General features: G+C 41.9%; 24 protein-coding genes. 3 read left to right on the top strand and 21 right to left on the bottom strand.

Annotation, left to right across the window (positions count from 1 at the left end):
* Positions 1-7 precede the first annotated feature (7 nt).
* The 18 genes from flhA to J8Z25_RS05065 form a co-directional block, all read right to left on the bottom strand.
* Positions 8-2,119, bottom strand: a complete 2,112-nt coding sequence (gene flhA, locus J8Z25_RS05150) for a flagellar biosynthesis protein FlhA (protein WP_130052063.1) — start codon at positions 2,117-2,119, stop codon at positions 8-10.
* A gap of 71 nt (positions 2,120-2,190) precedes the next feature.
* A complete protein-coding gene (gene flhB, locus J8Z25_RS05145) occupies positions 2,191-3,321 on the bottom strand; it encodes a flagellar biosynthesis protein FlhB (RefSeq protein ID WP_130052064.1) in 1,131 nt (376 codons plus the stop codon).
* 9 nt (positions 3,322-3,330) lie between these two features.
* A complete protein-coding gene (fliR, locus tag J8Z25_RS05140; RefSeq protein ID WP_130052065.1) occupies positions 3,331-4,110 on the bottom strand; it encodes a flagellar biosynthetic protein FliR in 780 nt (259 codons plus the stop codon).
* Entirely contained in the window at positions 4,111-4,380 is a 270-nt protein-coding gene (fliQ, locus tag J8Z25_RS05135; RefSeq protein ID WP_036970111.1) for a flagellar biosynthesis protein FliQ, read from the bottom strand.
* A 40-nt stretch (positions 4,381-4,420) separates the two neighbouring features.
* Positions 4,421-5,161 (bottom strand): flagellar type III secretion system pore protein FliP, encoded by a 741-nt coding sequence (gene fliP / locus J8Z25_RS05130; RefSeq protein ID WP_250661782.1) that lies wholly within the window; start codon positions 5,159-5,161, stop codon positions 4,421-4,423.
* Positions 5,162-5,165: 4 nt separating this feature from the next.
* Positions 5,166-5,549 carry a flagellar biosynthetic protein FliO gene (gene fliO, locus J8Z25_RS05125; RefSeq protein ID WP_250661781.1) on the bottom strand — a complete coding sequence of 128 codons (384 nt, stop codon included), beginning with the start codon at positions 5,547-5,549 and terminating at the stop codon, positions 5,166-5,168.
* On the bottom strand, positions 5,546-5,947 hold the full coding sequence (fliN, locus tag J8Z25_RS05120; RefSeq protein ID WP_054553267.1) for a flagellar motor switch protein FliN: 402 nt from the start codon (positions 5,945-5,947) through the stop codon (positions 5,546-5,548). The genes fliO and fliN overlap by 4 nt, the downstream gene beginning before the upstream one ends.
* A 22-nt stretch (positions 5,948-5,969) precedes the next feature.
* The gene (gene fliM / locus J8Z25_RS05115) at positions 5,970-7,061 is read right to left on the bottom strand and encodes a flagellar motor switch protein FliM (protein ID WP_054553268.1); all 1,092 of its coding nucleotides are present in this window, start codon (positions 7,059-7,061) and stop codon (positions 5,970-5,972) included.
* 9 nt (positions 7,062-7,070) lie between these two features.
* Positions 7,071-7,592, bottom strand: coding sequence for a flagellar basal body-associated protein FliL (gene fliL, locus J8Z25_RS05110; protein WP_250661780.1), 522 nt, complete (start codon positions 7,590-7,592; stop codon positions 7,071-7,073).
* A 72-nt stretch (positions 7,593-7,664) separates the two neighbouring features.
* A complete protein-coding gene (locus J8Z25_RS05105; protein WP_250661779.1) occupies positions 7,665-9,872 on the bottom strand; it encodes a flagellar hook-length control protein FliK in 2,208 nt (735 codons plus the stop codon).
* A gap of 100 nt (positions 9,873-9,972) precedes the next feature.
* Complete coding sequence (fliJ, locus tag J8Z25_RS05100) at positions 9,973-10,428, bottom strand: flagellar export protein FliJ (RefSeq protein ID WP_130052070.1); 456 nt, start codon at positions 10,426-10,428, stop codon at positions 9,973-9,975.
* The gene (gene fliI, locus J8Z25_RS05095) at positions 10,428-11,762 is read right to left on the bottom strand and encodes a flagellar protein export ATPase FliI (RefSeq protein ID WP_167657941.1); all 1,335 of its coding nucleotides are present in this window, start codon (positions 11,760-11,762) and stop codon (positions 10,428-10,430) included. The genes fliJ and fliI overlap by 1 nt, the downstream gene beginning before the upstream one ends.
* A 17-nt stretch (positions 11,763-11,779) precedes the next feature.
* Positions 11,780-12,598, bottom strand: a complete 819-nt coding sequence (fliH, locus tag J8Z25_RS05090; RefSeq protein ID WP_250661778.1) for a flagellar assembly protein FliH — start codon at positions 12,596-12,598, stop codon at positions 11,780-11,782.
* A gap of 3 nt (positions 12,599-12,601) precedes the next feature.
* The gene (fliG, locus tag J8Z25_RS05085) at positions 12,602-13,642 is read right to left on the bottom strand and encodes a flagellar motor switch protein FliG (protein WP_130052073.1); all 1,041 of its coding nucleotides are present in this window, start codon (positions 13,640-13,642) and stop codon (positions 12,602-12,604) included.
* Positions 13,635-15,350: a flagellar basal-body MS-ring/collar protein FliF gene (fliF, locus tag J8Z25_RS05080; protein WP_130052074.1), complete on the bottom strand. Its 1,716-nt coding sequence runs from the start codon at positions 15,348-15,350 to the stop codon at positions 13,635-13,637. The genes fliG and fliF overlap by 8 nt, the downstream gene beginning before the upstream one ends.
* Before the next feature lie 20 nt (positions 15,351-15,370).
* Positions 15,371-15,703 carry a flagellar hook-basal body complex protein FliE gene (gene fliE, locus J8Z25_RS05075; protein ID WP_130052075.1) on the bottom strand — a complete coding sequence of 111 codons (333 nt, stop codon included), beginning with the start codon at positions 15,701-15,703 and terminating at the stop codon, positions 15,371-15,373.
* 170 nt (positions 15,704-15,873) lie between these two features.
* On the bottom strand, positions 15,874-17,277 hold the full coding sequence (locus J8Z25_RS05070) for a sigma-54-dependent transcriptional regulator (RefSeq protein ID WP_130052076.1): 1,404 nt from the start codon (positions 17,275-17,277) through the stop codon (positions 15,874-15,876).
* Positions 17,274-18,386, bottom strand: a complete 1,113-nt coding sequence (locus tag J8Z25_RS05065) for a sensor histidine kinase (protein ID WP_250661777.1) — start codon at positions 18,384-18,386, stop codon at positions 17,274-17,276. The genes J8Z25_RS05070 and J8Z25_RS05065 overlap by 4 nt, the downstream gene beginning before the upstream one ends.
* Positions 18,387-18,514: 128 nt before the next feature.
* Between J8Z25_RS05065 and J8Z25_RS05060 the strand changes: the two genes are divergently transcribed.
* The gene (locus J8Z25_RS05060; RefSeq protein ID WP_130052078.1) at positions 18,515-19,105 is read left to right on the top strand and encodes a DNA-3-methyladenine glycosylase I; all 591 of its coding nucleotides are present in this window, start codon (positions 18,515-18,517) and stop codon (positions 19,103-19,105) included.
* Positions 19,106-19,134: 29 nt separating this feature from the next.
* Here the strand turns inward: J8Z25_RS05060 and J8Z25_RS05055 are convergent, their stop codons facing one another.
* Positions 19,135-20,574, bottom strand: a complete 1,440-nt coding sequence (locus J8Z25_RS05055) for a sigma-54 dependent transcriptional regulator (RefSeq protein WP_055197959.1) — start codon at positions 20,572-20,574, stop codon at positions 19,135-19,137.
* Between the two features lie 293 nt (positions 20,575-20,867).
* Here J8Z25_RS05055 and fliS point away from each other — a divergent pair, with 293 nt between their 5' ends.
* Positions 20,868-21,269, top strand: a complete 402-nt coding sequence (gene fliS, locus J8Z25_RS05050; protein ID WP_250661776.1) for a flagellar export chaperone FliS — start codon at positions 20,868-20,870, stop codon at positions 21,267-21,269.
* Positions 21,269-21,556 carry a hypothetical protein gene (locus tag J8Z25_RS05045; protein WP_250661775.1) on the top strand — a complete coding sequence of 96 codons (288 nt, stop codon included), beginning with the start codon at positions 21,269-21,271 and terminating at the stop codon, positions 21,554-21,556. The genes fliS and J8Z25_RS05045 overlap by 1 nt, the downstream gene beginning before the upstream one ends.
* Positions 21,557-21,694: 138 nt before the next feature.
* Here the strand turns inward: J8Z25_RS05045 and fliD are convergent, their stop codons facing one another.
* Positions 21,695-23,104: a flagellar filament capping protein FliD gene (gene fliD / locus J8Z25_RS05040; protein ID WP_250661774.1), complete on the bottom strand. Its 1,410-nt coding sequence runs from the start codon at positions 23,102-23,104 to the stop codon at positions 21,695-21,697.
* Between the two features lie 59 nt (positions 23,105-23,163).
* A complete protein-coding gene (locus tag J8Z25_RS05035) occupies positions 23,164-23,598 on the bottom strand; it encodes a flagellar protein FlaG (protein WP_250661773.1) in 435 nt (144 codons plus the stop codon).
* Positions 23,599-23,688 lie beyond the last annotated feature (90 nt).

Here is a 23,688-nt window from a genome sequence, read left to right as displayed (position 1 = left end):
TACTATCCTATTGTTGGCCTACTGAGCTGACAATCTTAATCTGTCTTTCGTCTGGTACCTCTTGATAAGACATCACCCTTAAACCTGGGATTGTGTACTTAACGAAGCGAGATAACACAGTACGTAACATTCCTGACGTTAACAGTATCGAAGGTTCACCGGCCATTTCTTGGTTTTGATGCGCTTCATTCAATGATTGTTGAAGTCGCTCTGCAAGGCTTGGCTCTATTCCGGCACCTTCGTCACCTGCATTCTGAAGTGACTGATGCAACATCTGTTCCAACTCAGGCGCCAAGGTAATGACAGGGATCTCAGAAGACATACCAACAGCGTCTTGAACGATAAGTCTGCGAAGTGAAATTCGCACTGCAGCCGTTAGTACATCAGGGTCTTGGCTACGTGGACCATACTCAACAAGGGTTTGAACAATCGAGCGCATATCGCGAATTGCCACCCCTTCATTGAGTAAGTTTTGTAGCACTTTTACGATAGTAGTAAGTGGTAATACGTCAGGAACCAGTCCTTCAACAAGACGTGGATGACTCTTCGCTAACATATCTAATAAGTTTTGTACTTCTTCATGACCAAGTAGTAAAGCAGCACTGTTCGTGAGTAACTGACTAATATGAGTTGCAACTACCGTTGCTGAATCAACGACGGTATAGCCAAGTGATTGTGCTTCATCTTTTTGGTCAGGTTTGATCCAAACCGCATCTAATCCAAATGCAGGGTCTTTTGTGGCAACCCCTTTGATTGGACCAAATACTTGGCCTGGATTAATCGCTAGCTCATCACCATGTTTAAGCTCACCCTCACCGCTTGAAACACCCATCATAGTGATTCTGTATGCATTAGGGTCGAGTTCTAAGTTATCACGAATATGTACAGGAGGTACTAAGAAACCAAGCTCCTGAGACAGTTTCTTACGCACACCTTTAATACGATTTAACAGTTCACCACCTTGAGATTGGTCAACGAGTGGAATTAAGCGATAACCTACTTCTAAGCCAATAACATCAACTTGCTGAACGTCATCCCAACCCAGTTCTTTTTGCTCTTGTTTGTTGGCAACCCCTGTACCTGGTGCGCCACCATTTGCTTCTTGCTCGGCTTTTTCAGCTTCTGCTTTCGCTTTTTGTTGTTGTGTGAAATAAGCAAGGTAACCAAGTAAAGCACCTAAGCTTAAAAATGCGATGTGCGGCATACCTGGTACTAGACCCATGATGATCAGAATACCTGATGCAATATAAAGTGACTTTTCGTTACCTAGCTGTGTCTTAACTTGGTCGCCCATATTGTGCGACTCATTCTGACGAGTAACAACGATTGCGGTACCGATAGACAGTAATAGTGAAGGCAGCTGTGCAACTAGACCATCACCAATGGTTAGCAAGGTGTATACTTCCATCGCACGGCTGAAAGATAAGTCATGTTGGATCATACCGACGAATAAACCACCAACGATATTGATCACTAGAATGACGATACCTGCTATTGCATCGCCTTTTACGAACTTACTCGCACCATCCATTGAACCATAGAAGTCGGCTTCACGGGTGACTTCTTCACGGCGTTCACGGGCTTGCTCTGCACTGATAAAACCTGCGTTTAAGTCAGCATCAATCGCCATTTGTTTACCAGGCATTGCGTCAAGAGTAAAGCGAGCTGATACTTCAGAAATACGGCCAGCACCTTTGGTGATAACCACAAAGTTAATAATGATTAAAATAAGGAAGACCACTAAACCAACAGCATAGTTACCGCCGATAACAACCGAGCCAAAGGCCTCGATAACTTTACCAGCTGCATCTCCACCATTATGACCTTCTAGCAATACCACACGGGTACTGGCAACATTCAGCGCTAAACGCATGATAGTTGCAATCAGTAGAACCGCCGGGAACATACCAAATTCAAGGGGCTTCATGGTATAAACCGTAACCAGTAACACCACGAGTGCTAAAGCAATATTAAACGAAAAAAGAATATCTAAAAGAAACGGAGGCAGAGGTAATATCACCATACCCAGCGCAGCAAGTACCATTAACGGCGTACCGATACCCTTAGCATATTCTTTTTTATCTCTGTTAAGTTGTTGTAATACCGCTTTAAATTCCATAATTCAACAATTTCAAAAAATTGACACTACACGGAATTTGCAATAACTATTCCAAGTTATAAAGGTATTAATTAATATTTGTAAGCATCTGGTATTGGTAGCTTCTTATTGAGCGGAACAGGACGTTTTCCGCGCCCTTTTTGGAAGCGTTTTAACTGAAAAACATAAGCTAGCACTTGCGCTACTGCGGTAAATAGTTGATCAGGTATTTGCTGACCAACATCGGTAGTGTGATACAACGCACGAGTAAGCATTGGCGATTCGACAATTGGCACGTCATTACCCTTTCCCACTTTACGAATTTGCATAGCAAGCTCGTCCACGCCTTTGGCAAGAACAATAGGCGCACCAGCTTTAGCTGTGTCGTATTTTAGTGCAACAGAATAGTGAGTCGGGTTGGTTACAATAACGTCTGCATCAGGAACATCTTGCATCATCCGCCTTTGCGACATTTCCCGCTGGGTTCGACGAATACGCGCTTTAATTTGCGGGTCACCCTCAGAGTTTTTGTATTCGTCTTTCACTTCTTGCAGGGTCATTTTTAGCTCTTTATGGTGTTTATGACTTTGGTAAGGAGCGTCAATGGCGGCAATAATAATTAATGTACAAGTTAGCCCAAGGAACATCCAAGATAAAATTTCAAGCGCATGAATAAAATTACTAGGGGCGCTTTCTTGGCTTAAATGTAGTATTTCATCAAAGAAGGTATTGATTAAAAACACCGCAAAACCGGCAACGACAGCAAACTTTAAAATAGACTTGACCAGCTCTACCCCAGCTTGAGGGCCAAGCATACGTTTTATGCCTTTAGCTGGTGACATTTTACTCGCTTTTGGTGCCGCCGCTTGCCAACTAAAGTTAAATCCTCCTAATAGTGTATTGCCTATAAAAGCTGCAATTACAATAATAAAAACAAACATTGCCATAGGGAATAGTAAAGCATCCGCAACTATTCCCCACACAGAGAACATTTTAGTGGTGTCGTAGGTTTCATTTCGATTAAGGCTTAATAAGCGCCCCATGACATTATAAAGTCCCTTACCAATTTCAGGACCATACAATAATAAAGAAATTGCCGAGAAGATAAGCACAAACATAGTGCCTAACTCTTTTGAGCGAGCAACCTGGCCTTTTTTCTTGGCGTCTTCTATTTTTTTTCCTGTGGGTTCTTCGGTTTTTTCTTGACCTGAATCTTCAGCCATGGCGCGCTCCTAAGGTGTACAACCAACTAGGCTGCACATTAACTCAACCATTTTTAACCACTGAAACTCAAATTGAGTCATAAAGTTACCTAGAGTAGCCCAAATAATCACAAGACCAGCCACCAAGGTAAACGGAAAACCTATCGAAAAAATATTTAATTGCGGTGCCGCACGGGTCATTACACCAAATGACATATTAATAACAAGCATCGCCGTCAGTGGCGCTAAAGCAAGCACCAAGGCAGTAGTAAACATCCAACCGCCCCATGTGACGATATCCCAGTAATGATCAACGGACCACCAAGTTCCATCGATTGGTAGTACCTCAAAGCTATGAATGACCATTTGAATCATCATTAAATGACCGTTAAATACGAAGAATAGCAAGGTAGCCAAAATTAAATAGAACTGACCAACCGCGGGGACATTCATGCCGTTAGATGGATCAACAACTGACGCAAAACCAAGACCAGTTTGCATTGCAAGTATTTGCCCAGCTAGTACAAAAGTGTTTAGTAATAGTACTGAAGCAAAGCCTATCGCCACACCAATAAGCATTTGCTGAATAACGACAAGGATCATTTCAAAGGAGAATAGGTTATTGAAGGTCGCTTGTGGCAGCATAGGCACAGCAACAAAGGTAACGACTACCGCTAAACCAAGTTTAATTCGAGTGGGCACATTCTTCGCACCAAGGCCTGCCATAATCATGATCATGGAGCTAATACGCACCAATGGTAGCAAAAAATCGCTGAGCCATTGAATAATGACAGCAAATGGAAATTCCATTTAGCCTGCAATCTCCGGTATCGACATCACTAAACGAGTAAAATAGTCCATAAGCTCTTGAGTGAACCAGTGACCGCCTAAAATTAATGCACTAATTGTAATTAACAAACGGGGTAAAAAGCTTAATGTTTGCTCATTGATGGATGTTGCCGCTTGAAAAACTGCCACCACAAGACCGACTAACAAGCCTGGCACCACAATTGCCGATACCAATTTAATGACTAAAAATAGTGCATCACTCAGAATATCGACAAAAATTTCCGGTTCCATTTTGTCTCTCCTAACTAATTATGTGCCTTGAAGTGCATTGTTACACCCCGAGCCCGAAACTCTTCGCAAGTGTGCCCATGACAAGACCCCAGCCATCAACTAACACGAATAGCATGATCTTAAATGGTAAAGATACAATCATCGGCGAAAGCATCATCATACCCATGGCCATTAATACGGAGGCCACAACCAAATCCACAATCAAAAAGGGAATGAAAAACATAAAACCAATGATAAAGGCCGTTTGCAGTTCACTGGTTACAAAGGCTGGGATTAAAACAATCAGTGGGGTGTCTTCTGGCGAGTCTAATTGCTCATAACCAGCTATTTTCGCAAAGGTCTCTAAATCTTTTATACGAACTTGCGAGAGCATAAAAGCTTTCATTGGCTCTTTAGCAAGCTCAAGTGCTTGTACTGAGGTAACTTGCTCATTCAAGTATGGCTCAATAGCGCGCTCATTCACCTGCTGATAAATTGGCGCCATAATAAAAATACTTAAAAACAGCGACATACCTAACAAAATTTGATTCGATGGCGTCTGTTGTAAGCCTATTGCTTGGCGTAATATTGCCAGTACCACAATAATGCGTGTAAATGAGGTCATCATAATCACTGCCGCTGGAATGAAGCTCAGCGCAGTCATGATCGCTAACACTTGTAGCGTCACAGAGTAATCTTGAGAACCATCAGGGTTAGTGGTAATAGTCAGGGCTTCTATACCCTCAGCGTTAACCGACGGCAAAAACTGCAAACTTGCTAAAATAAGTATCCACTTGATCATAGCGTTAATTCTTTTTATTTGAAGGTGATTGTGGGTTCAGTAGCTTACCAAACTTCTTGGCAAGTTCTGGGAGTTCTTTTTCTTGTAGAGGTGTCTCTAGCTTATGCAAGTAATTAATACTATGCGGGGTAACACCAATTAAGTGTTGAGCGTTATCAATTTCAATAACCATCAAACGTTCACGGGAGCCTAAGGGCAAGCTACGCACTACTTTAAACTCATCACTGTTGGCAAGGTTTGGGTTTAATTTTTTTACCAAAAAAGCCAAGGCAATAATAACCACAAGCACTAAAAGCAAAGACATCACCATAGACAATAAATCTGCCGTTGGTGATGCCGTGGGAAATACAGTGCTCGCCGCACTTGTTAAAACAACTAAAGCATTCATCGTAACTTTTTAATACGTTCAACTTGGCTAATAACGTCAGTTAAACGAATACCGAACTTATCATTTACTACGACTACTTCACCATGCGCAATCAGGGTGCCATTAACCAATACATCAAGTGGCTCACCAGCTACTCGATCTAGTTCGACCACTGAACCTTGGTTGAGCTGTAATAGATTACGAATGTTGATTTTTGAACGACCCACTTCCATCGAAATAGTAACAGGAATGTCCAAGATAGTATCAAGTTTACGTTTTTCGTCGCCAGACAGCTCATGTCTTTCATCTTTTAGTTCATCAAGTTCAGCCACAGCCGCATCACCTGAACCACCTTCGGCTTCTTCAGCTTCGGCCAATGCCGCAGCCCATTCGTCCATTGTATCTTGATCATCACTCATTATGTTTAACCTTATAAATCGACTACCAGTCTAAATCCACACCTTCTGATAGATGTAGATCTTCTTCTAGTTCTGCTAATTCTGCATCTGAATCCAGTTTTTTGCCACCTTTTGTGAACACATGTAGTTCTGACTTAACTGATTCAGGGCGTTTAATTTTTTCGCTAATTTGTAGTGCAACATTGTCACGAGAACGACCCATTTTTGCTCTAAAGGTCGGCAATTCTTCTACAAAGACGGTGATATGTTCTGGCATTTCCACAGGGATAATATCGCCAGCTTTAAGCTCCATGATTTGTTGTAGTGTTAAATCGACCTCAAGTAATTGAGTCGACAAATCCACTTCAACATCCATGATCTCATCACGCAATGCTTTACTCCAACGTAGGTCAGTGTCTTCGGTGTCTGATTGCACACCGGCATCGAGTAATTCGCGAATAGGCTCAAGCATAGAGTACGGCAGTGCAATATGGAAATCACCACCACCACCATCTAGCTCAATATGGAAAGAGCTAATAACAACGACTTCAGTTGGACTTACGATGTTAGCCATCGCAGGGTTAACTTCTGAGTCAAGGTACTCAAAAGATACATCCATTACCGGTGCCCATGCTTCTTTATAATCTTCAAAGATAATTTTAAGCAGCATTTGAACGATACGACGCTCTGTAGGGGTAAATTCTCGGCCTTCAATTTTTGCATGATAGCGACCATCTCCACCAAAAAAGTTATCCACTAAAATGAATACTAATCGGGCTTCCATGGTAATTAGGCCTGTGCCCTTCAAAGGACGAAAACGTACCATGTTCAAACTGGTTGGCACGAATAAGGTGTGAATATATTCGCCAAATTTAATCATTTGCACGCCGTTAATCGACACCTCTGCGGTGCGGCGCATCATGTTAAATAAGCTAATTCGCATATGACGGGCAAAACGTTCATTCACGATCTCCAGGGTCGGCATACGACCACGGACAATACGATCTTGTGATGAGAAGTCATACTGTAAGGTATTACTGTCTAAGTCATCACCTTCGTGAATATCTTCCTCTTCGACTTCGTCGACGCCATGTAAGAGCGCATCAATTTCATCTTGAGATAATAAATCGCTCACGCTGACCCCTTATTGCATCACAAAGCCGGTAAATAATACCCGCTCTATCACTTTGCTACCTTCAACATCACTTAATGCTGATTGTACTTTTTCAAGTGCAGCGACACGCACTGACTCTTTACCTTCGCTAGTACATAATTCATCTGCGGTCGTTGTTGAAAGAACGCCAAGTAAGGTACTTTCGATAAGTGGAATGTGTTTTTTGGCAGTTTCTTCGTTTACTTCACCGCGCACTAGTAGCTGAACTTTTATCTGTACGATACGGTCTCGACTAGCACCGGGCACATTAAATACAAATGGACGTGGCATTGCGACATATAAAGCCGAACCAATTTGTGCGGAGCTCGATGGTGCAGCGGACTCAGTCACTGTGGTTTCATCTGCTAGGCTTTCTTCAGGGGCATCATCGCCCATAAATAAAAAGTACCCTGCAGCTGCACTAACTATCAACACTACAGCAGCAATGATGATTATTAGTTTCTTTTTGCCTTTACCCGTATCTTCTATTTCTAAATTTGCTTCTTCGGCCATTGTCACTTCCCTCAAAGTTACAGCAATCTGTTCATCAGGCTGTAACTATTTTATTTCTTATAATAGCAGGACTTATGCATAGTAATCTATTGATGATGAAGATTGTTGTCGAGAAGTTTCGGAGCTTTGCGCTGTTACTTCTTGTTGCTGCTCTTGTGTTTGTTGTTTTCCAGCGAACTGCCCTTGCCCTGACTGCTCTTGTTGTTGCTCAGGGTTACCCTGCTGAATACTACTCTCACCAAGTTCAATACCTTGCTGCGCTAGCATCTCTCGTAAACGTGGCATTGACTGCTCTAAAGCTTCTTTTGCTTGCTGATTTTGTACAACAAAATTAATTTGAGCTTGCTCTGCATCGCTACGTATACGAATTTGCATACTGCCCATTTCTGGCGGGTCTAAGCGAATTTCAGCTTCTTTATTATTGATATTTAATAATGCACTAACACGCTCTTGAAGCATTTTTGCTGCATCACTTTTTATAATGTTAATCGCTTGCATTACTCCAGGGTCAAGGGCCACTGATTTAGATTGAGCCTGGGTTTGTGCTGTTGTTTGCGTATGCATTGTTTGTACTTCAAGCGCTTGCTCGTATTGTTGATGAGCCATTTCATAAGTACCTGGTTGTACTGTTGCATTTGCTTGAGCCGTAATCTGAGTAAATAACTGAGCTACGCGCGGGGTAACAGCTTCTTGTGTGCGTTCGGTATTGAGTTTTGTATCCAGTTCTGTTGTGACGTCATCACCAATCATTGCTTTGCTTGCATCAGCTGTAACTTGCGCTGAGCTATTTTGTTTCGCCTTGCTATATTCAGCTGTGACTGTTGCTGCGGGAACAGGCATTGCTGTGGCTGTATTTACTTTAGCTGGAGCATTAATAGCCTCTGTAAGCAAGGTTTGTGCCGCAGAGAGCTTTTCGTACTGAGCAGTGCCCGGCGTTAACGTTTGCAGTTGAGTATTCACTTTATTTAAAAGCGCTTGCTGTTCATCCTTAGTCAACGCCGTGATTTGCTTTTCGACGCCTGTAGGTAACTTGTTATCTAGAGCCTTATTGTCAGCTAATTTAGTATCTTGTTTTGCCTGATTTTCATTAGCAATGTCTTGTTCTACAGCAAATTGTGATACAGGGCTTTGTGCTGCTGACTTGCTATTGCTTAATTCAGACAATAGCGACTTGATTGTTGCCACCTCATCAGCGCTGAGTTTATTATCAGCTTTCAGTTGATTTATTTGTTGCTCAAGTTGCTTTTGCTGTTCAGAGGTTAGCGACAAACCTTTAGCGAACTCACTCACAGCCTCTCCATCACCACTTTGTACCTTAGCGAATAGGCCAACAATTGAGTTATCTGTCACTTTCTTGTCGATGATGCTTGCTGCAGATTTATCAACGTGGCTTTGAGTTTGTTTTGAACTAACTTCGCTCGTTTTACCTTCTAAATCCGCAGTCTGCTGTTTTTGAGTAGATTTCAACAGAGCATCTAATTCAACATCAGCCTTTTTACCGCCTGTTTGTTCAGTTGCATTATTAAGATTACTTACCTGAGGTTTTGTATCAGGGGTATTAACAGCTGAAACACCCTGCTTTTCTTTATCGGTTAATGGGCTGTCAATAACAGGGGTTATGCTATCTTTTGGTGGTAAATCACCCATCGCTTTTAGCTGGCTATCTACCGCAGTCGCAACTTTAGACTTATGTAATAAGCTTGCTATTGAATTATCGCCTTCCGCGTCGGCTTTTGAATCATCGGTTTGTGCAACGTCTGTCATCGGTGAAGGTATAACAGGTGTAATGGTATCGATTGGGGATGGTTTTTTATCAACAACTACAGGGCTAACATCATTATTTTCAATCAATTTATTAACACGCGTACTCATAGCTTGAGCCGCATTAATTTGCGAAAGCAGTGAGTTTTCCTCATCTTCTACAAGAGCAAGTTCATCGCTTTGTTCTTTAGTTACAGCTTCATTACGAACATCTGGACTTGTTTTAGATTGCTGTTCTGAAGAGGTGGTAGCAGTTGCAGCTTTAGCATCAGCAGCTGTGCTTTCATCACCAGGTTTAGCATCTGATTTAGGCTCTTCAGAAGTACTGATAGCTTTAGTTTCATCAACTGAGTCAGCACCTGCATCACTTTTTGCTTGCGCGTTTGCCGCTTCACTTGCTTGTGTTAGTGAAGTTAAAAAACTTAAGCCCGATGCTTTGTCGCTAGACTCTGATTCTTTGCCTGAAAAACCAGTACCTTGCTCAGTTTTAACCTGCAAATTGATATCACTGATCACCATAATTCACCTAAAACTAAAGAGGCAATTTGCCGCCGCAAGTGCCAAAATTAATGCTACTGATTAGGTAAATGCAATTAACATGCCTAAAAAAGGTCGTATTTTAGAGAAGTGCGTTTTTAAGTTGACGTTGATAAAACTGATTTGAAGCGAACTCATCCAGCATTTTTTGCTCCGCTTTAGCCACTTGCATCGCTTGTTTTTCAGCTTGCTTTTCGATTAACTTCGCAACTGCTTTAGCTTTCACTTGCTGTTTTAACCACAGTGCTTTTCGCTGCGTAACAACTTGCTTTGCGGTATTCACAGTGCTTGCTTGCTGACGTATCGCTTCTTCAATTTTTGCGATAAAGGCATGATATTGACTAAACCCGGCACTAGACAAACCAGAGCGACCTTTCAAATGTAACTGCTGAGAATACTCCATGCGAAAGTTATTCAGCCCTTGCAGTTTTTGTTGGTTACTTTGTAAGTGCTGCTGCGCTTTTAAGTAATCCATGCGTAGAGACTCTTCTTTATCGCTCTCAAGCTTTAACAATAAATCAAGTTTACTTTTAGCCATTAACCTTGTCCTAATAACTGCGCAAGACCTTGTAGACCATCATCATAACTGATCACATCTTTCATGCCTTGCTGAAGGAATTGATTCACACGTGGCATCATATTAATTGCTTGGTCAAGCATAGGGTCGGTACCTTTTTGATACGCACCGAGTGTGATCATATCTTTGTTCTGTTGATACATTGAATACACTTGTTTTAGCACGCGAGCTTGTTGCATATGCGCTTCAGATACAACCTGTGGCATAACACGAGAAATCGATTTTTCAATATCAATAGCAGGATAATGACCACTGTCGGCTAAATCTCGAGATAAAACAATGTGGCCGTCTAAAATAGCACGGGCAGAGTCAGCAATTGGGTCTTGCATATCATCCCCTTCACTAAGCACAGTGAAAAACGCGGTGATCGCACCTTGCCCTTCACCACCATTACCGGCACGCTCCACCAGCGCAGGCAGTTTAGCAAATACTGAAGGCGGATAACCCTTAGTCGCAGGAGGCTCACCAACCGCTAAGGCGATTTCACGTTGCGCCATGGCATAGCGCGTAACAGAGTCTAGTAATAACAACACGTTAAGACCTTGATCACGAAAATATTCAGCAATGGTCACTGCACTTTCACAGCCTTTTAAACGCATTAATGGCGAGGCATCGGCTGGAGCGGCAACTACCACCGAGCGCTTGCGACCTTCAACACCTAAAATTTCTTCAATGAACTCTTTTACCTCACGACCACGCTCACCCACAAGACCAACAACGATTACATCAGCTTCAGAGCCGCGAGTCATCATACCTAGTAGCACTGATTTACCGACACCTGAGCCTGCAAACAGACCCATACGCTGGCCTTGACCTACAGTAATAACGGAGTTGATGGCTCGAACACCTACATCCATAGGCTGACTAATAGGACGTCTTGCCAGCGGGTTTATTGGACTTTGTGCAAACTTTAGATGATGCTCAGCATTTATGGCACCTAAGCCATCAAGCGGCCGACCGAGACCATCCACCACTCGGCCAAGTAAGCTCATTCCTACAGGCAATCCTGTTTCGTTTACTTTTGGAATAACTCGCGCACCAGGCAGTACACCAGAGATATGATCATTCGGCATCAAGTAAAGTGTTTGGTCATTAAAACCAACCACTTCAGCATCAACAAATCCATTGATGGTCTCAATTTTACATTGACTGCCAACCGGTGCTCTAAGCCCTTTTGCTTCAAGTGTTAAACCGACAACACGCGTCAGAATACCAGCAACAGCAGGTTTGGGAGCCTTGATATGTTTTTCATAGCGCTGTAAGCGTTCGCTTAGAGTCATAGATTGAGCACTCATAATGAGTCTAAAAAGTGTTAGATACCACTGCTATGCAAAAAGTTTTCCAACGTTTCTTTGACGCGGGTCTTAATTGTCATATCTAAGGATGATTGTGGGGTTTTAATTTCACAGCCACCACGATCTAATGTGGGTTCTGCGATTAACTGCCAATGATTATCTGCGATGGTTTGCTCGCCATAACTTTGGGTAATTAAATCGATATCATCAGGGTGTAAGTGAATACGTACTTTCGCTTGTTCTTCACCCAAAGCGTCAATAGCCTGCTTTAAAGCATGCAAAATGACTTCTGGTGAAGTTTTAATTTCTTGATAAACTAATACTTCAGTTAACATGACCGCTAGCTGCACTAACTGCTTTTCTGCACTTTCATCTACTTTAGATAAAGACTGAGAAAGGCTATCGAGCAAGCTTCTCAAGTTAGTGAGCTGCTCTTCTAAAATAGGCTTAATTTCTTCTTGGCCTTGCTCCTTACCAAGCTCAACACCTTCTTTAAACCCCGCTTCTTTACCTTCATGAGCGCCTTTTTCAAAACCGTCTATGTAACCTTGCTCATGGCCTTGCTTTAGCCCCTCTTCAAAGGCATCTTGACGGATTTTTTCAAGTTCAGCCATAGTCAATGACGGGATTTCAGGCTCTTCTGGTTGTTCGTCAGCTTGTTGTTTTTGCTGTTCTTTACGATATAAATCAGCTAGAGGCGTGCCGTATGCAGTTGAGCGCCCAGCAAGTTTTTTTGTATCTTGCGTAACTTCAGGGATTGGCCAGTTTTCAAGTAATTCATCAGCAGCTTCGCTGGCATGCACTGGACGTCCGGTATGAAAAGAAGACTTACTCATGGCTTACAGGAACTCCTCACCACCACCGCCACCAAGCATAATCTCGCCTGAGTCAGCCAAACGACGTGCCGTAGAAAGAATTTCTTTCTGTGCAGCTTCAACTTCACTAATACGAACAGGGCCCATCGCCTCAAGATCATCAGCGAGTAATTCAGCGGCACGTTTTGACATGTTACTTAAAATTTTCTCTTTCAATGCTTCATCTGTGCCTTTAATTGCTTTCATTAATACATCTTGCTGTACTTCACGAAGAATTGCTTGAATACCACGGTCTTCAACATCCATTAAGTTCTCAAAGACAAACATAAGGTCTTGGATTTGCTGCGACATCTCTTCATCGTGTTCACGGATTGAATCCATTAACTGACCTTCAACATTGGTATCTAGGTAGTTCATGATATCAGCAGCAGCTTTCAAGCCGCCCATTTTCGCAGCTTGCGCACCAGCTTGACCGGCGAATTGTTTCTCCATGATTTCATTCAACTCTTGTAATGCTGCCGGTTGAACTTCTTCAAGATTAGCAATACGCATAGTTAAATCTAAACGCACTTTCTCTGGGAATTGCGACAAAATTTCTGCTGATTGCTCTGGTTCTAAATAAGATAAAACAATGGTTTGAATCTGAGGGTGCTCATTGCGAATAATATTCGCCACTTGTTTTGAGTCCATCCACTTCAGTGAATCAAGACCTTTCGCACCTGACCCCATGACAATTTGGTCAATAAGGCTGGCGGCTTTATCTTCACCAAGCGCTGCGGTAAGCGCTTTTTTGATAAAGTCTTCAGACTGGAAGCCAATGGTACTGAAGCTTTGAATTTGCTCAATAAACAAATTATGGACTGCACTAATTTTCGCTTGCGATAAATCATCAAGCGCAGCCATTGCCATCCCCACTTTTTGCACTTGCTTAGGCTCTAAGTGTTTAAGGATTTGCGCAGCATCTTCTTCTGATAAGCTCAGCAATAAGATTGCCGCCTTATCAACGCCGTCTAATTTATCAACATCAAACGCCGGTGGTAATTGTTTTTGTTCTTGATCAGTCATCTTCTGTTAACCACGCTTTCACTACTTGAGAAGACAGTTCTGGTTCATTTGCAACCAATGCACGAACTGCTTTGAGTAAATCTTCATCGCCATGTAAGTCTGGCAGCTGTAGTGTACCATCACTTGAGAATCCTACAGCAGCAGAGTCAAAGTCTTTATTTAGCATATCTAGCGTGCTATCACCAATATCTACACCAGCACTTAATGCATCTTCATCATATTCCTCTAGTGTATCGTCTGGGTAAATTAGACGTTTCAACATAGGTCTTACTACAAAGACAATCAATACAATGATAACCAGAGCACCTAATGCTAAGCGTAGCATCTTCATGAACCAATCTTGCTCCCAAAGCGGAACTTCAATTGCTTCCCCAACATCTTCACGAACAAATGGTACTGTTACAACTTCAAGTGCATCACCACGTTGCATATCAAAACCAACACCACCTTGTAGTAAGCGACGAATATTTGACAATGCTTCTACAGAGCGAGGAACCATGGTTGTTTCACCGTTTTCACCCACTTGCGGCACATAATCAACGGCAACTGAAACGCTTATGCGACGGATAACACCGGTTTGCTGACGCTTATGCGAAATAGTTGTATCAAGCTCGTAGTTGCGTGTTGCTTCTTTATGCGAACGACTAGGATTCGTTGCTGAACCCGCACTACCTTGGCCAGCAATTTCAGGAATATTAGAGTTTACTGGCGGCTGATTAGTTAGCGCACCAGGAATGCCGACAGCGAGGCCACCTATGTTATTTTCTTCGAAAGTTGTTTCACTGCGCACTGCCGGTAAATCTGGGTTATAACGTTTTTGTGTTTCTTCAACTGCGCTGAAATCCATGTTTAAATCGACTTGTGCAGTATAGTTACCTAGGCCCACTACAGGAATTAGAATACTATCGATTTTATTTAAGTACTCTTCTTCACGCTTACGCTCAATTTCATACTCTTTACGAGAGCGTGCCGCGAGTGAGTTTTGTGAACCAGAATTAAGTAAGCGACCATTTTGATCAGTCACGGTAACACGCTCTGGCGATAAACCTTGTACCGCTGAGGCAACAATATCAACCACTGAGTCAACTTCTTCACCATCAAGCGAACGGCCACGTTTTAAGGTTAGCACTACTGTAGCTGAGGGCTGTTTTTCGCGACGAGCGAATACGTTTTCTTTTGGAATAGCTAAAAGTACTTTGGCGCGAGTAACATTTTTTAGCTCTTCGATGGTACGCGCAAGCTGTTGCTCACGACCATGTTTTAAACGTTCACGTTCAAGGCGTTGGCTTACACCAAATCCCATGTCTTGCATGATGATGTCAGTACCTGAGCTTGGCGCTTGCTCTAGGCCTTCACGAGCCATCAATAGCTTTATGTTTTGGTATTCACCTTCTTCAACAGAGATGACGTTACCATCGAGTTCGTAATCAATCTTTTGAGCGTCTAAAAAGTCCAACGTTTGAATAAGCTCTTCCGTTGGCATTTTACCAAGCGGACGCATATCTGGCTGACGAGCCCAAATAATAATGAAAATTGCGATAGCCAAACAGATTGCCAAAGCAATCACTAAGGTAACCTGACGTAAAACGTCTACTCCGTTTAAGGCACTTAGGTAGCCTGACTTTTGCTCTTGTTGATCATCGGTATCGGTTGAATCGATACCACCGCCTGCTAAGGCTAGATCAGTTGATTGATTAGATTGCGCCACAATAATTCTCCACTACCTAGTTACACAGGCATGTTCATGATTTCTTTATAAGCTTCAACAAGTTTGTTTCGAACCTGAACCGTTGCTTCAAATGCCACTGATGACTTTTGCGAAGCAATCATCACATCAGCTAAAGAAACACTGCGGTCGCCCATTTCCATTGCCGTTACTTTTTGCTTAGCGTCTTGTTGTAAGCCATTCACTGTATCAAGTGCATTAGTAAGTAAATCACCAAACTGTGCCGACGATGTTGGCTGAGTTTGTGTTGGTAAATTATTAATTGAGTTGCTACGGCCTGCTTCTAAGGCCATAGATTGCATTTCTTGAAATAATGCGCTGTTTTGAACTTTCATAATACTCTCTGACAATGCAGTTTACTTATGAACTGATAAAGCACAAACCGTGCCACAAAATAAACACAACAATTTCAACAGCTTAAACAGCAATCTTGGTTTGTCAGAGTTTTGACAGCAAACAAGCTCACAAAAATGTGAGCTTGTTTGCTTAACTTTTTGGAAGGAATCTATGCAGGTAAGGCTATACCTAAGTCTCGCATTTGCGCCAGTTTATAACGTAAAGTGCGTGGACTAATACCTAAGGTTTCTGCAACCTCTTTACGCTTACCATTACAGCGCGCTAAGGTTTCTAAAATAATACGATGCTCTTTATCTTTCAGCTCGTCTTTGTAATTACCTTGCTCGCTTACTTGTGGCACGGTATCTAAATTAACCTCTACAGGCTGCTCTTGATAAGCCGGTGCATTGTGTGATGGCGTAGCGACTGGCTTGATATCCGCAGATAACAACTCTTCAATAAAAACATCGTCTTGATGAATACTATTACCATCACATAATATCAACGCCCGTTGAATAACGTTATCAAGCTCTCGTACGTTACCTGGCCAAGCATGCGATAGCAGCTTTTGTTTCGCACTCTCACTTAGTTGAGCGATAGGCTCTTTACTTTTAAGGCAATGACGCTCTATCAAATGCTCAGCCAATACAATAATATCGCCAGGACGCTCAGCTAGTGGTTTCCACATTAGCGGGAACACATTTAAGCGATAATATAAATCTTCTCTAAATAGATTTTCGCTCACCGCTTCTTTTAAATCTCGGTTACTTGTGGCGAGTACGCGAACATCAAGTTCAATAGTTTTACGTCCGCCTAAGCGCTCTACTTCGCGCTCTTGAAGTACACGCAGTAATTTAGCTTGTAAGCCTAAATCCATCTCAGTAATTTCATCAAGTAAGATGGTACCACCTTGAGCTTGCTCAAATTTACCAGGACAGGCTTGAATAGCGCCGGTAAACGCCCCTTTTTCGTAACCAAATAAGGTTGCTTCAAGCATATTTTCCGGAATAGCCGCGCAGTTAATAGCAACAAAGGGGGCATCGCTACGATTTGATTTGTCGTGGATAAAACGAGCCAACACTTCTTTACCCGAGCCACTTGGGCCGAGTACCATAACACTGGCATCGGAGCGCGCAACTTTACTCGCAAGTTCTAATAACTTAATGCTCGATGGATCGGCAACAATTGGGCCATCAGTTTCTTTTTCCTTTTCAGGCAAATAACGGCTCACCATGTTAAGTAGCACTTCAGGGGCAAACGGTTTTGCCATGTAATCAATCGCGCCTAGACGCATTGCTTCTACAGCATCATCAATGGTGGCATAGGCCGTCATCATTAATACCGGCAGCTCAGGATAATTAAGTTTAATGCTACGTAGTAGGTCAAGGCCGCTCATAGCGCCCATTTGCACGTCGCTAACAACCAATGAATAGCTATTTTGCTTAAGCAAGATCATCGCTTGTTCAGCGCTATCTGCAGCAACGCAATCAATCCCCGACATTTCAAGGGTATCGATTAGCGCTTCTCGTAAGCCTGCGTCGTCTTCAACGACTAAAATAGAGTTAGTATTCATTTTGCCTCCGCTGACATTGGTTCTGCACTAATTGGCAAGATCAAACTAAAACATGCTCCCCCATGAGCATTATTAGTCACTTCAACCCGTCCTTGGTGCGCATTGGCGACTGAACTTACAACTGCAAGTCCAAGCCCCGTGCCTTGGCTTTTGGTAGTGTAAAAAGGTTCGAATAATTTGTTGGCATGGCGTAAATCAACACCTGGGCCATTATCACTGACACTGATGCGAACACAGTTTTCGCTAGTTTCGTCACGCTCAGCACTCAGTGTTACCACAGCCTCAGAGCCAATGATTTGTATACTGTTATGGATCAGGTTTTGAATAGCGCTCGCCAGAGCGGTTTTATTACCCACAATTTCAATATCTGGCTCTGGTAAGTTCACGCTAAGTTTACTGTTATTTTGAGCAACCATAGCATCAGCACCCGCTTTTACTTCATTAAGTAACTGCTGCATCGACACACTTTCAACCACTTGTTGCTCGCCACTTTTGGCAAATAACAGCATGTCATTCACTTGGGTTTCTAAATCTTTTAAACGCGACATTAGCTTTGTATGAAAATTACCACGAGAACTTTCTGGGAGACGCTTTGAGCCTAAATTTGCGGCATATAACATGGCAGCAGATAGCGGCGTCCTGACTTGATGAGCAAGCGAAGCAACCATTTTGCCAAGCGCACTTAAGCGCTGCATATGTGCCATCCGCTTTTGTAAACGTCTGGTTTCAGTTAAATCTGTCATTAAAATTAACTGTCCTGGCTCTGGGGCAAGCGCAGTAATATCAAGCTTAATTAAACGACCATCTTTGAGTGATACTTCATGCCCATCATCTTGTTGTGGTCGAAATGAACGTTGAATAACGCTAAACCACTTTTCACCTTCAAGGGGCTCACCTAGCATATCAATGGCAATTTGATTTGCTTTCGCGATCATACCTCGGCCATCTAAAACAACTACACCTGCGGGCATAGTATCCACCAAATGACCCAACCAGCTGGCTTGTTGGCGCAACTCGCTCAACTCACCCACATACTCTTCTTGTAGTAAGCATGGGTTATATTGTTTGGCTGTGATAAATTGTGGTTTTAGGACATTTGCTAAGGCCATAATCAATACTCAAAAAATCGTGTCTACCTAGCTGAATGCACAATTCGTACCAAATTTATTTTTGTTTTATTTCAATAAATTAAAGACAAAAACAACACTGACAAAAAAATGACAATCGCGAGGGAATAATGCAAAAAGAACACCATTGTCGTTGCCCATGGCTCGATACCAGCAAAGAAGATTATGTGGCCTATCATGACCAAGAATGGGGGGTGCCATTATATGATGATCACCGTTTATTTGAGTTTATAACCTTAGAGTCAGCACAAGCGGGACTGAGTTGGTATACCATACTTAAAAAGCGTGATGGCTATCGCAGTGCCTTCAAAAACTTTGTAGTTGAAGAGGTTGCCCAAATGACCGAAGACGACGTCGAACGGTTAATGCAGTTTGAAGGCATTATTCGTAATCGCGCCAAAATAGCTGCGACTATCAATAACGCACAACGTTTTATTGAAATTCAAAAAGAGTTTGGCAGCTTCTCAAACTACCAATGGCAGTTTGTCGATGGCAAGCCTTTGGTAAACAACCTTGATAAATTAGAAGACTATCCGGCTATTACTGAAGCCTCAACAGCATTTGCCAAAGATTTAAAAAAGCGCGGCTTTAAGTTTTTAGGTCCAACCACTGTGTATGCGCATATGCAAGCCTGCGGCATGGTAAATGATCATAGCAATGATTGCTTTAGAAAGGCTGAGATAATCAGTGAGTACGAATAGATAAAATCGAGGAAGTCACCTAACGCGGCTTAGTCGCGCGTTAGGTTATATTTCTTCATTTTTTCGACCAGTGTGGTGCGGCGAACACCTAAAATTTCTGCTGCACGTGCAACAACATAATCGTAGCGCTCTAATGCTTGGCTGATTAAGCTGATTTCTAGCTCAGCAAGATACTCTTTCAACTCAATGCCTTCATCAGGGAGTAAACCTGAGTCAACCGTTGTTGCTGGTACATCAGGTTCTTCATCATCATAATCACTAAAGCCAGTGCTGAAAATATCGTTGAACGCATCTCGCTCCATCAACTCTTCAGGGTACTCAGGCTCATAAGCCTCAACTTCGATATAACGATATTTAGCTGGAAGGTCTGGCACATCAACCACTTTATCAGGAAACATGATCACCATACGCTCAACTAAATTAGCAAGCTCACGAATATTCCCCGGCCACGCATGCTCTTTTAAGCTTTGAATCGCACGCTCAGTAAATTTGGCCGTTGTGCCACTTTGCTCGTTAACACGACGCATTAACTCTTTTAAAAGTAGAGGAATATCGTCAGCACGCTCACTTAGCGAAGGGTTTTCAATTGGAAACACGTTTAAGCGATAAAAAAGGTCTTCACGGAAGTCGCCCTTTTCAATCATTTCTTCAAGGTTACGGTGAGTTGCAGCAATAATTCGTACGTCAGCTTGAATAGGCTTAGTACCCCCTACTCGCTCATAGCTACGCTCTTGCAACACACGTAGTAGTTTAACCTGCATTTGCAAAGGCATATCACCAATTTCATCTAAAAACAGCGTGCCGCCTTGCGCTAATTCAAAGCGCCCTTTTCGTGCAGAAATAGCGCCCGTAAAAGCACCCTTTTCATGGCCAAATAGCTCACTTTCTAGAAGCTCGCCAGGGATAGCACCACAGTTTACCGGCACAAATGGTCCGGTATTGCGTTTAGAGAGTAAATGAACGTTACGTGCAACAACTTCTTTACCTGTGCCTGACTCACCTAAGATCAACACATTTGCATCGGTTTTTGCTACTTGCTCAATTAAAAAGCGCACATCTTTTACAGCTTCGGTTTCACCGACTAAACCATCAAATGACTTATTGGATTTAGCTTGTTTATGGTCACCCGGTAGCATGCGCTGATATTGCTGACAATCATGCAATAGCTGAGTAGTTACGTCATGGTTAAACGGCTCACAAATTAAACCAACGACATTAGCAATGCTTAGTAACGGTTTGAGTGTTTCACCAATTAATAAAAACGGAATGGCAGGAAACTGTTTGATCACAGCCTCGTGATTTAGCTGCTGTAAAGCACCAAGAATGACCATGCATTCTTGCTGTTGATGTTTTTCACAAAAAGACTGTAACGAAGTCTCATCAACTAATTGTGCAGTTTCACCAATGAAGGTAAGTGCTGCATGTAAACCTATCGCACGATTATTATTATTGTCTAAAATTAAGATCATTATTGGCGAACCACAGTTACCACGAGGTTAGTTAATTTCTAAATTGTAAGCGAGTTTAGGAGGGATGCAAGCGCTAAGCGGCAATTTATTGACATCAACGCCAAAAAATAGTCACTTAGCACTAAATTTTAATACTAAAGAACCAACTTAAAAATTTAGCTTGTTTGAGTTTTAAAATATTCTATACTCGTTGCTATAATCTCTATAGAAATGCTCAAAGAAAGATAACATCAATGGCATTAATATTGCTTATCTATTTTTATGAATCGGTGTTTTTAATATAGGATTTTCTCATGGCACACATATCGATAAAAAAGTACAGTCAAGTTAGCGTTAGCAACATTAATGAAATGTCTCCTTATGAGCAGATCAATTTGATTTTCAGCAACATTATCGGACGTTTAGCAGCGACTAAAGGCTTTATTGAGCGTAAAGAATTTGAAAAAAAAGGTGAAAATATTTCTAGCTGCATTTTATTATTTGGTGCGCTACAAGATGCACTCAATTTTGAGCATGGCGGGGATATATCAAGCAACTTACTATCGCTGTACGATTTTTGCCAACGCAGGTTAACTAAAGCAAATGTAAACAACGATATTGCAGCAGTAGACGATGTTATTCGTATCGTTAAAGAAATAAAAGAAGGGTGGGATTCTATTCCGCTCGAAGAGCGCATACCTAAAGCTGAGCAATAATGCCGAATTATATCGCTCTAGATGCATTACTCATTGCATTGTCAGAGCACATAGATAAAACAGAGATTGAGCTGGCAAGCCGAACGTTAATAGCTATTGACCAAGAGTTGAAGCATTGGTGTAGGAGTGAAACACCACCTCAAGAAAAAGAGTTATTAGCTATACAAGTCAAAATTTTAACCGCTACAGCAAAACTTAAAAACGCCAGAGACAAAACTCAGGCTGAGCTCATCAACCAGCGTAAATCACACAAAGCTATTTCTAAATATAAAGCAACTAAACGCTAATTAGCGTTTAGTTGCTTTCACATTCTTACTTTATATATTTAGCTTAGTTATATAACTGTAATCGATATAAATTGCGCGACTACAATTGAGGCAAAAAAAGCGCCGATAATCTGGCGCTCAAACAATGAAAGGAATAAATTAATCGCTCTTTTTAACTACGCCAGGCATGTTATCAAGCTGCGCTTGTACATAGCTACTGGTTGAGTTCATTTGGGCTACAAGTAAATCCATGCTATTGTACTGTGCATATAAACGAGACTCTAACGACTCCATTTTTCTTGCAAAATCAATGCGCTCATCATCTAAGCCATCTAACTGAGTCTGTTTACTGTCGATTCTGTTTTGTACAATACCATCTGAATCTGTATAAAAACTCATTAGCTCATCAAAAGATTGTGCAAAACCACCCTCGTCTTCATTTTCACCTATAAAGAACTCCTGTACTAGGTCTACATCGGCTTCTACTTGTTCGTTTAGTCGTTCAGTGTCTAGGCTTAACTTACCGTAACGGTCTACTTCAACCCCAAGTTTTGATAGCGACAAACTACTGCCATCACTAAGGGTTACTTCACTGGTTAATTGCTGACGGAGTTTTGACATTACCCCGCGAAGCATAGAGTCACCAGCCATCACACCAGCGCCGTCTTCGCCTGATTTACCCAAGTTATTGCTAAGCTCAAGTAATTCGTTATAACTTTCTATAAAGCTATTTAAACCGGCTTTAATATTATTATTATTTTCTGTAATTTTAAGGGTGCTATCGTCGTCATCAGTGCCATGTGCTTTTTTAGCGGTAATCGTTACACCATCAATAACATTTGCAAACTCGTTATCACTGCTTGTAACTGTTAAATTACCATCTATGGTGATAGAAGCATCTGTTGCAGCAATCACTTCACTAATGTTTGTTACCCCTGAATCGGTGTCATAGGCTAGAGCCGATAAACCTGCTGCGTCTGTATTATTGCCATCTGCATCAGTTGCTGTAACTTTTATTGCGTTTTCAACACCACTGTTTTTAGCTGATAAAACTAAATGCTGGCCATTATCGCCGGTGATAATCGTTGCTGTTACACTGTCGTTGTCTTTACTATCGTTAATCGCATCACGAATTTCAGATAAGGTTGCAGTATCTGACACATCAATATCAAAACTATTCTCACCTGACGCTATAGTTAACGTCCCTTCACCAACTGCGGCATCTTCTGCAAATGCACTTGACATCAATTTATGTTCAGTCGCAAGGTTGTTTACTTTTACATTGTAACCACCAGGCTCCGCATCTTTGTCAGAACTTAGGGTTACAAAGTCATCACTACCAGAAATACTGCGCTTTTGGTAGTTATCAACTTCGCCTAGTGCTCCCATTGACGTTTGTAATTTTTCAAGTGCAGATTTTAGTGCACCTGCAGCTGAAATATCTGTCGTTAGGGTTGCTTCTTTATTATTTAAACGTGAAGTAAAAGGGGTGCGCTCAGCATTAACTAACGCATCAACAATATCTGATACTGCTAAGCCTGAACCTAAACCATTAAACGTAATAGACATACTTCACCTCTTTAAACACCTTAAAATAAGCTAACTAAATATACGTGTAGCAAGTACCGCTAAACAGTTTGATCAATTAAAATACCGGCAGATTCAGAAAGCTTAGACACTAAACTTAGTACTTCTTCTGAAGGATACTGCTTAATTAACTCACCACTGGTTTTATCAAGTATTTTAATTACATCACGCCCAGAGTTTTCATCAACTTGAAATTGCAGGCTACGGTTCATCTCTCCCATAAACTCTTGCAATTGCTGCGCCACCTTTTCAAGCTGCTCACGCTCAAGCTGTTGATTTTGTGAACCATTACCCTCAGAGCTTTGCTGTGAATATTGATTATTTAACTGGTTTTGAGAGCCTTGTTCATCCATTTTATTTACGTCATCAACACTACGTTGAGTCAATGCCGCTCCAGACTGCCCTACTTGCTTATCTTCACCAGCTAACGGTGTTGATGTTATTGTAACTTCTGCGTTTGAAGTAATGGTATTCATAACGCCTCCTAAACTGTGTGCTTTTCAGACTAACAATAGCTTAATTTATACCCTTAAACCACAAAAGGAGGTAGCCAAAGCCACCTCCTT

The organism is Pseudoalteromonas sp. SCSIO 43101, from assembly GCF_023650775.1.
Lineage (GTDB): Bacteria > Pseudomonadota > Gammaproteobacteria > Enterobacterales > Alteromonadaceae > Pseudoalteromonas > Pseudoalteromonas apostichopi.
This window is presented reverse-complemented; position numbering and strand designations above follow the sequence as displayed.

What these genes read in the sequence shown, in the direction of transcription:
- fliJ (WP_130052070.1), bottom strand. Translation starts at nt 10,428, where the DNA reads ATGGCTAAAAGTAAACTTGATTTATTGTTAAAGCTTGAGAGCGATAAA.
- fliI (WP_167657941.1), bottom strand. Translation starts at nt 11,762, where the DNA reads ATGAGTGCTCAATCTATGACTCTAAGCGAACGCTTACAGCGCTATGAA.
- fliN (WP_054553267.1), bottom strand. Translation starts at nt 5,947, where the DNA reads ATGAGTGATGATCAAGATACAATGGACGAATGGGCTGCGGCATTGGCC.
- flhA (WP_130052063.1), bottom strand. Translation starts at nt 2,119, where the DNA reads ATGGAATTTAAAGCGGTATTACAACAACTTAACAGAGATAAAAAAGAA.
- fliS (WP_250661776.1), top strand. Translation starts at nt 20,868, where the DNA reads ATGGCACACATATCGATAAAAAAGTACAGTCAAGTTAGCGTTAGCAAC.
- J8Z25_RS05045 (WP_250661775.1), top strand. Translation starts at nt 21,269, where the DNA reads ATGCCGAATTATATCGCTCTAGATGCATTACTCATTGCATTGTCAGAG.
- J8Z25_RS05070 (WP_130052076.1), bottom strand. Translation starts at nt 17,277, where the DNA reads ATGAATACTAACTCTATTTTAGTCGTTGAAGACGACGCAGGCTTACGA.
- flhB (WP_130052064.1), bottom strand. Translation starts at nt 3,321, where the DNA reads ATGGCTGAAGATTCAGGTCAAGAAAAAACCGAAGAACCCACAGGAAAA.
- fliR (WP_130052065.1), bottom strand. Translation starts at nt 4,110, where the DNA reads ATGGAATTTCCATTTGCTGTCATTATTCAATGGCTCAGCGATTTTTTG.
- J8Z25_RS05035 (WP_250661773.1), bottom strand. Translation starts at nt 23,598, where the DNA reads ATGAATACCATTACTTCAAACGCAGAAGTTACAATAACATCAACACCG.
- J8Z25_RS05065 (WP_250661777.1), bottom strand. Translation starts at nt 18,386, where the DNA reads ATGGCCTTAGCAAATGTCCTAAAACCACAATTTATCACAGCCAAACAA.
- fliL (WP_250661780.1), bottom strand. Translation starts at nt 7,592, where the DNA reads ATGGCCGAAGAAGCAAATTTAGAAATAGAAGATACGGGTAAAGGCAAA.
- fliP (WP_250661782.1), bottom strand. Translation starts at nt 5,161, where the DNA reads ATGATCAAGTGGATACTTATTTTAGCAAGTTTGCAGTTTTTGCCGTCG.
- J8Z25_RS05105 (WP_250661779.1), bottom strand. Translation starts at nt 9,872, where the DNA reads ATGGTGATCAGTGATATCAATTTGCAGGTTAAAACTGAGCAAGGTACT.
- fliG (WP_130052073.1), bottom strand. Translation starts at nt 13,642, where the DNA reads ATGACTGATCAAGAACAAAAACAATTACCACCGGCGTTTGATGTTGAT.
- fliO (WP_250661781.1), bottom strand. Translation starts at nt 5,549, where the DNA reads ATGAATGCTTTAGTTGTTTTAACAAGTGCGGCGAGCACTGTATTTCCC.
- fliH (WP_250661778.1), bottom strand. Translation starts at nt 12,598, where the DNA reads ATGAGTAAGTCTTCTTTTCATACCGGACGTCCAGTGCATGCCAGCGAA.
- fliQ (WP_036970111.1), bottom strand. Translation starts at nt 4,380, where the DNA reads ATGGAACCGGAAATTTTTGTCGATATTCTGAGTGATGCACTATTTTTA.
- J8Z25_RS05055 (WP_055197959.1), bottom strand. Translation starts at nt 20,574, where the DNA reads ATGATCTTAATTTTAGACAATAATAATAATCGTGCGATAGGTTTACAT.
- J8Z25_RS05060 (WP_130052078.1), top strand. Translation starts at nt 18,515, where the DNA reads ATGCAAAAAGAACACCATTGTCGTTGCCCATGGCTCGATACCAGCAAA.
- fliE (WP_130052075.1), bottom strand. Translation starts at nt 15,703, where the DNA reads ATGAAAGTTCAAAACAGCGCATTATTTCAAGAAATGCAATCTATGGCC.
- fliD (WP_250661774.1), bottom strand. Translation starts at nt 23,104, where the DNA reads ATGTCTATTACGTTTAATGGTTTAGGTTCAGGCTTAGCAGTATCAGAT.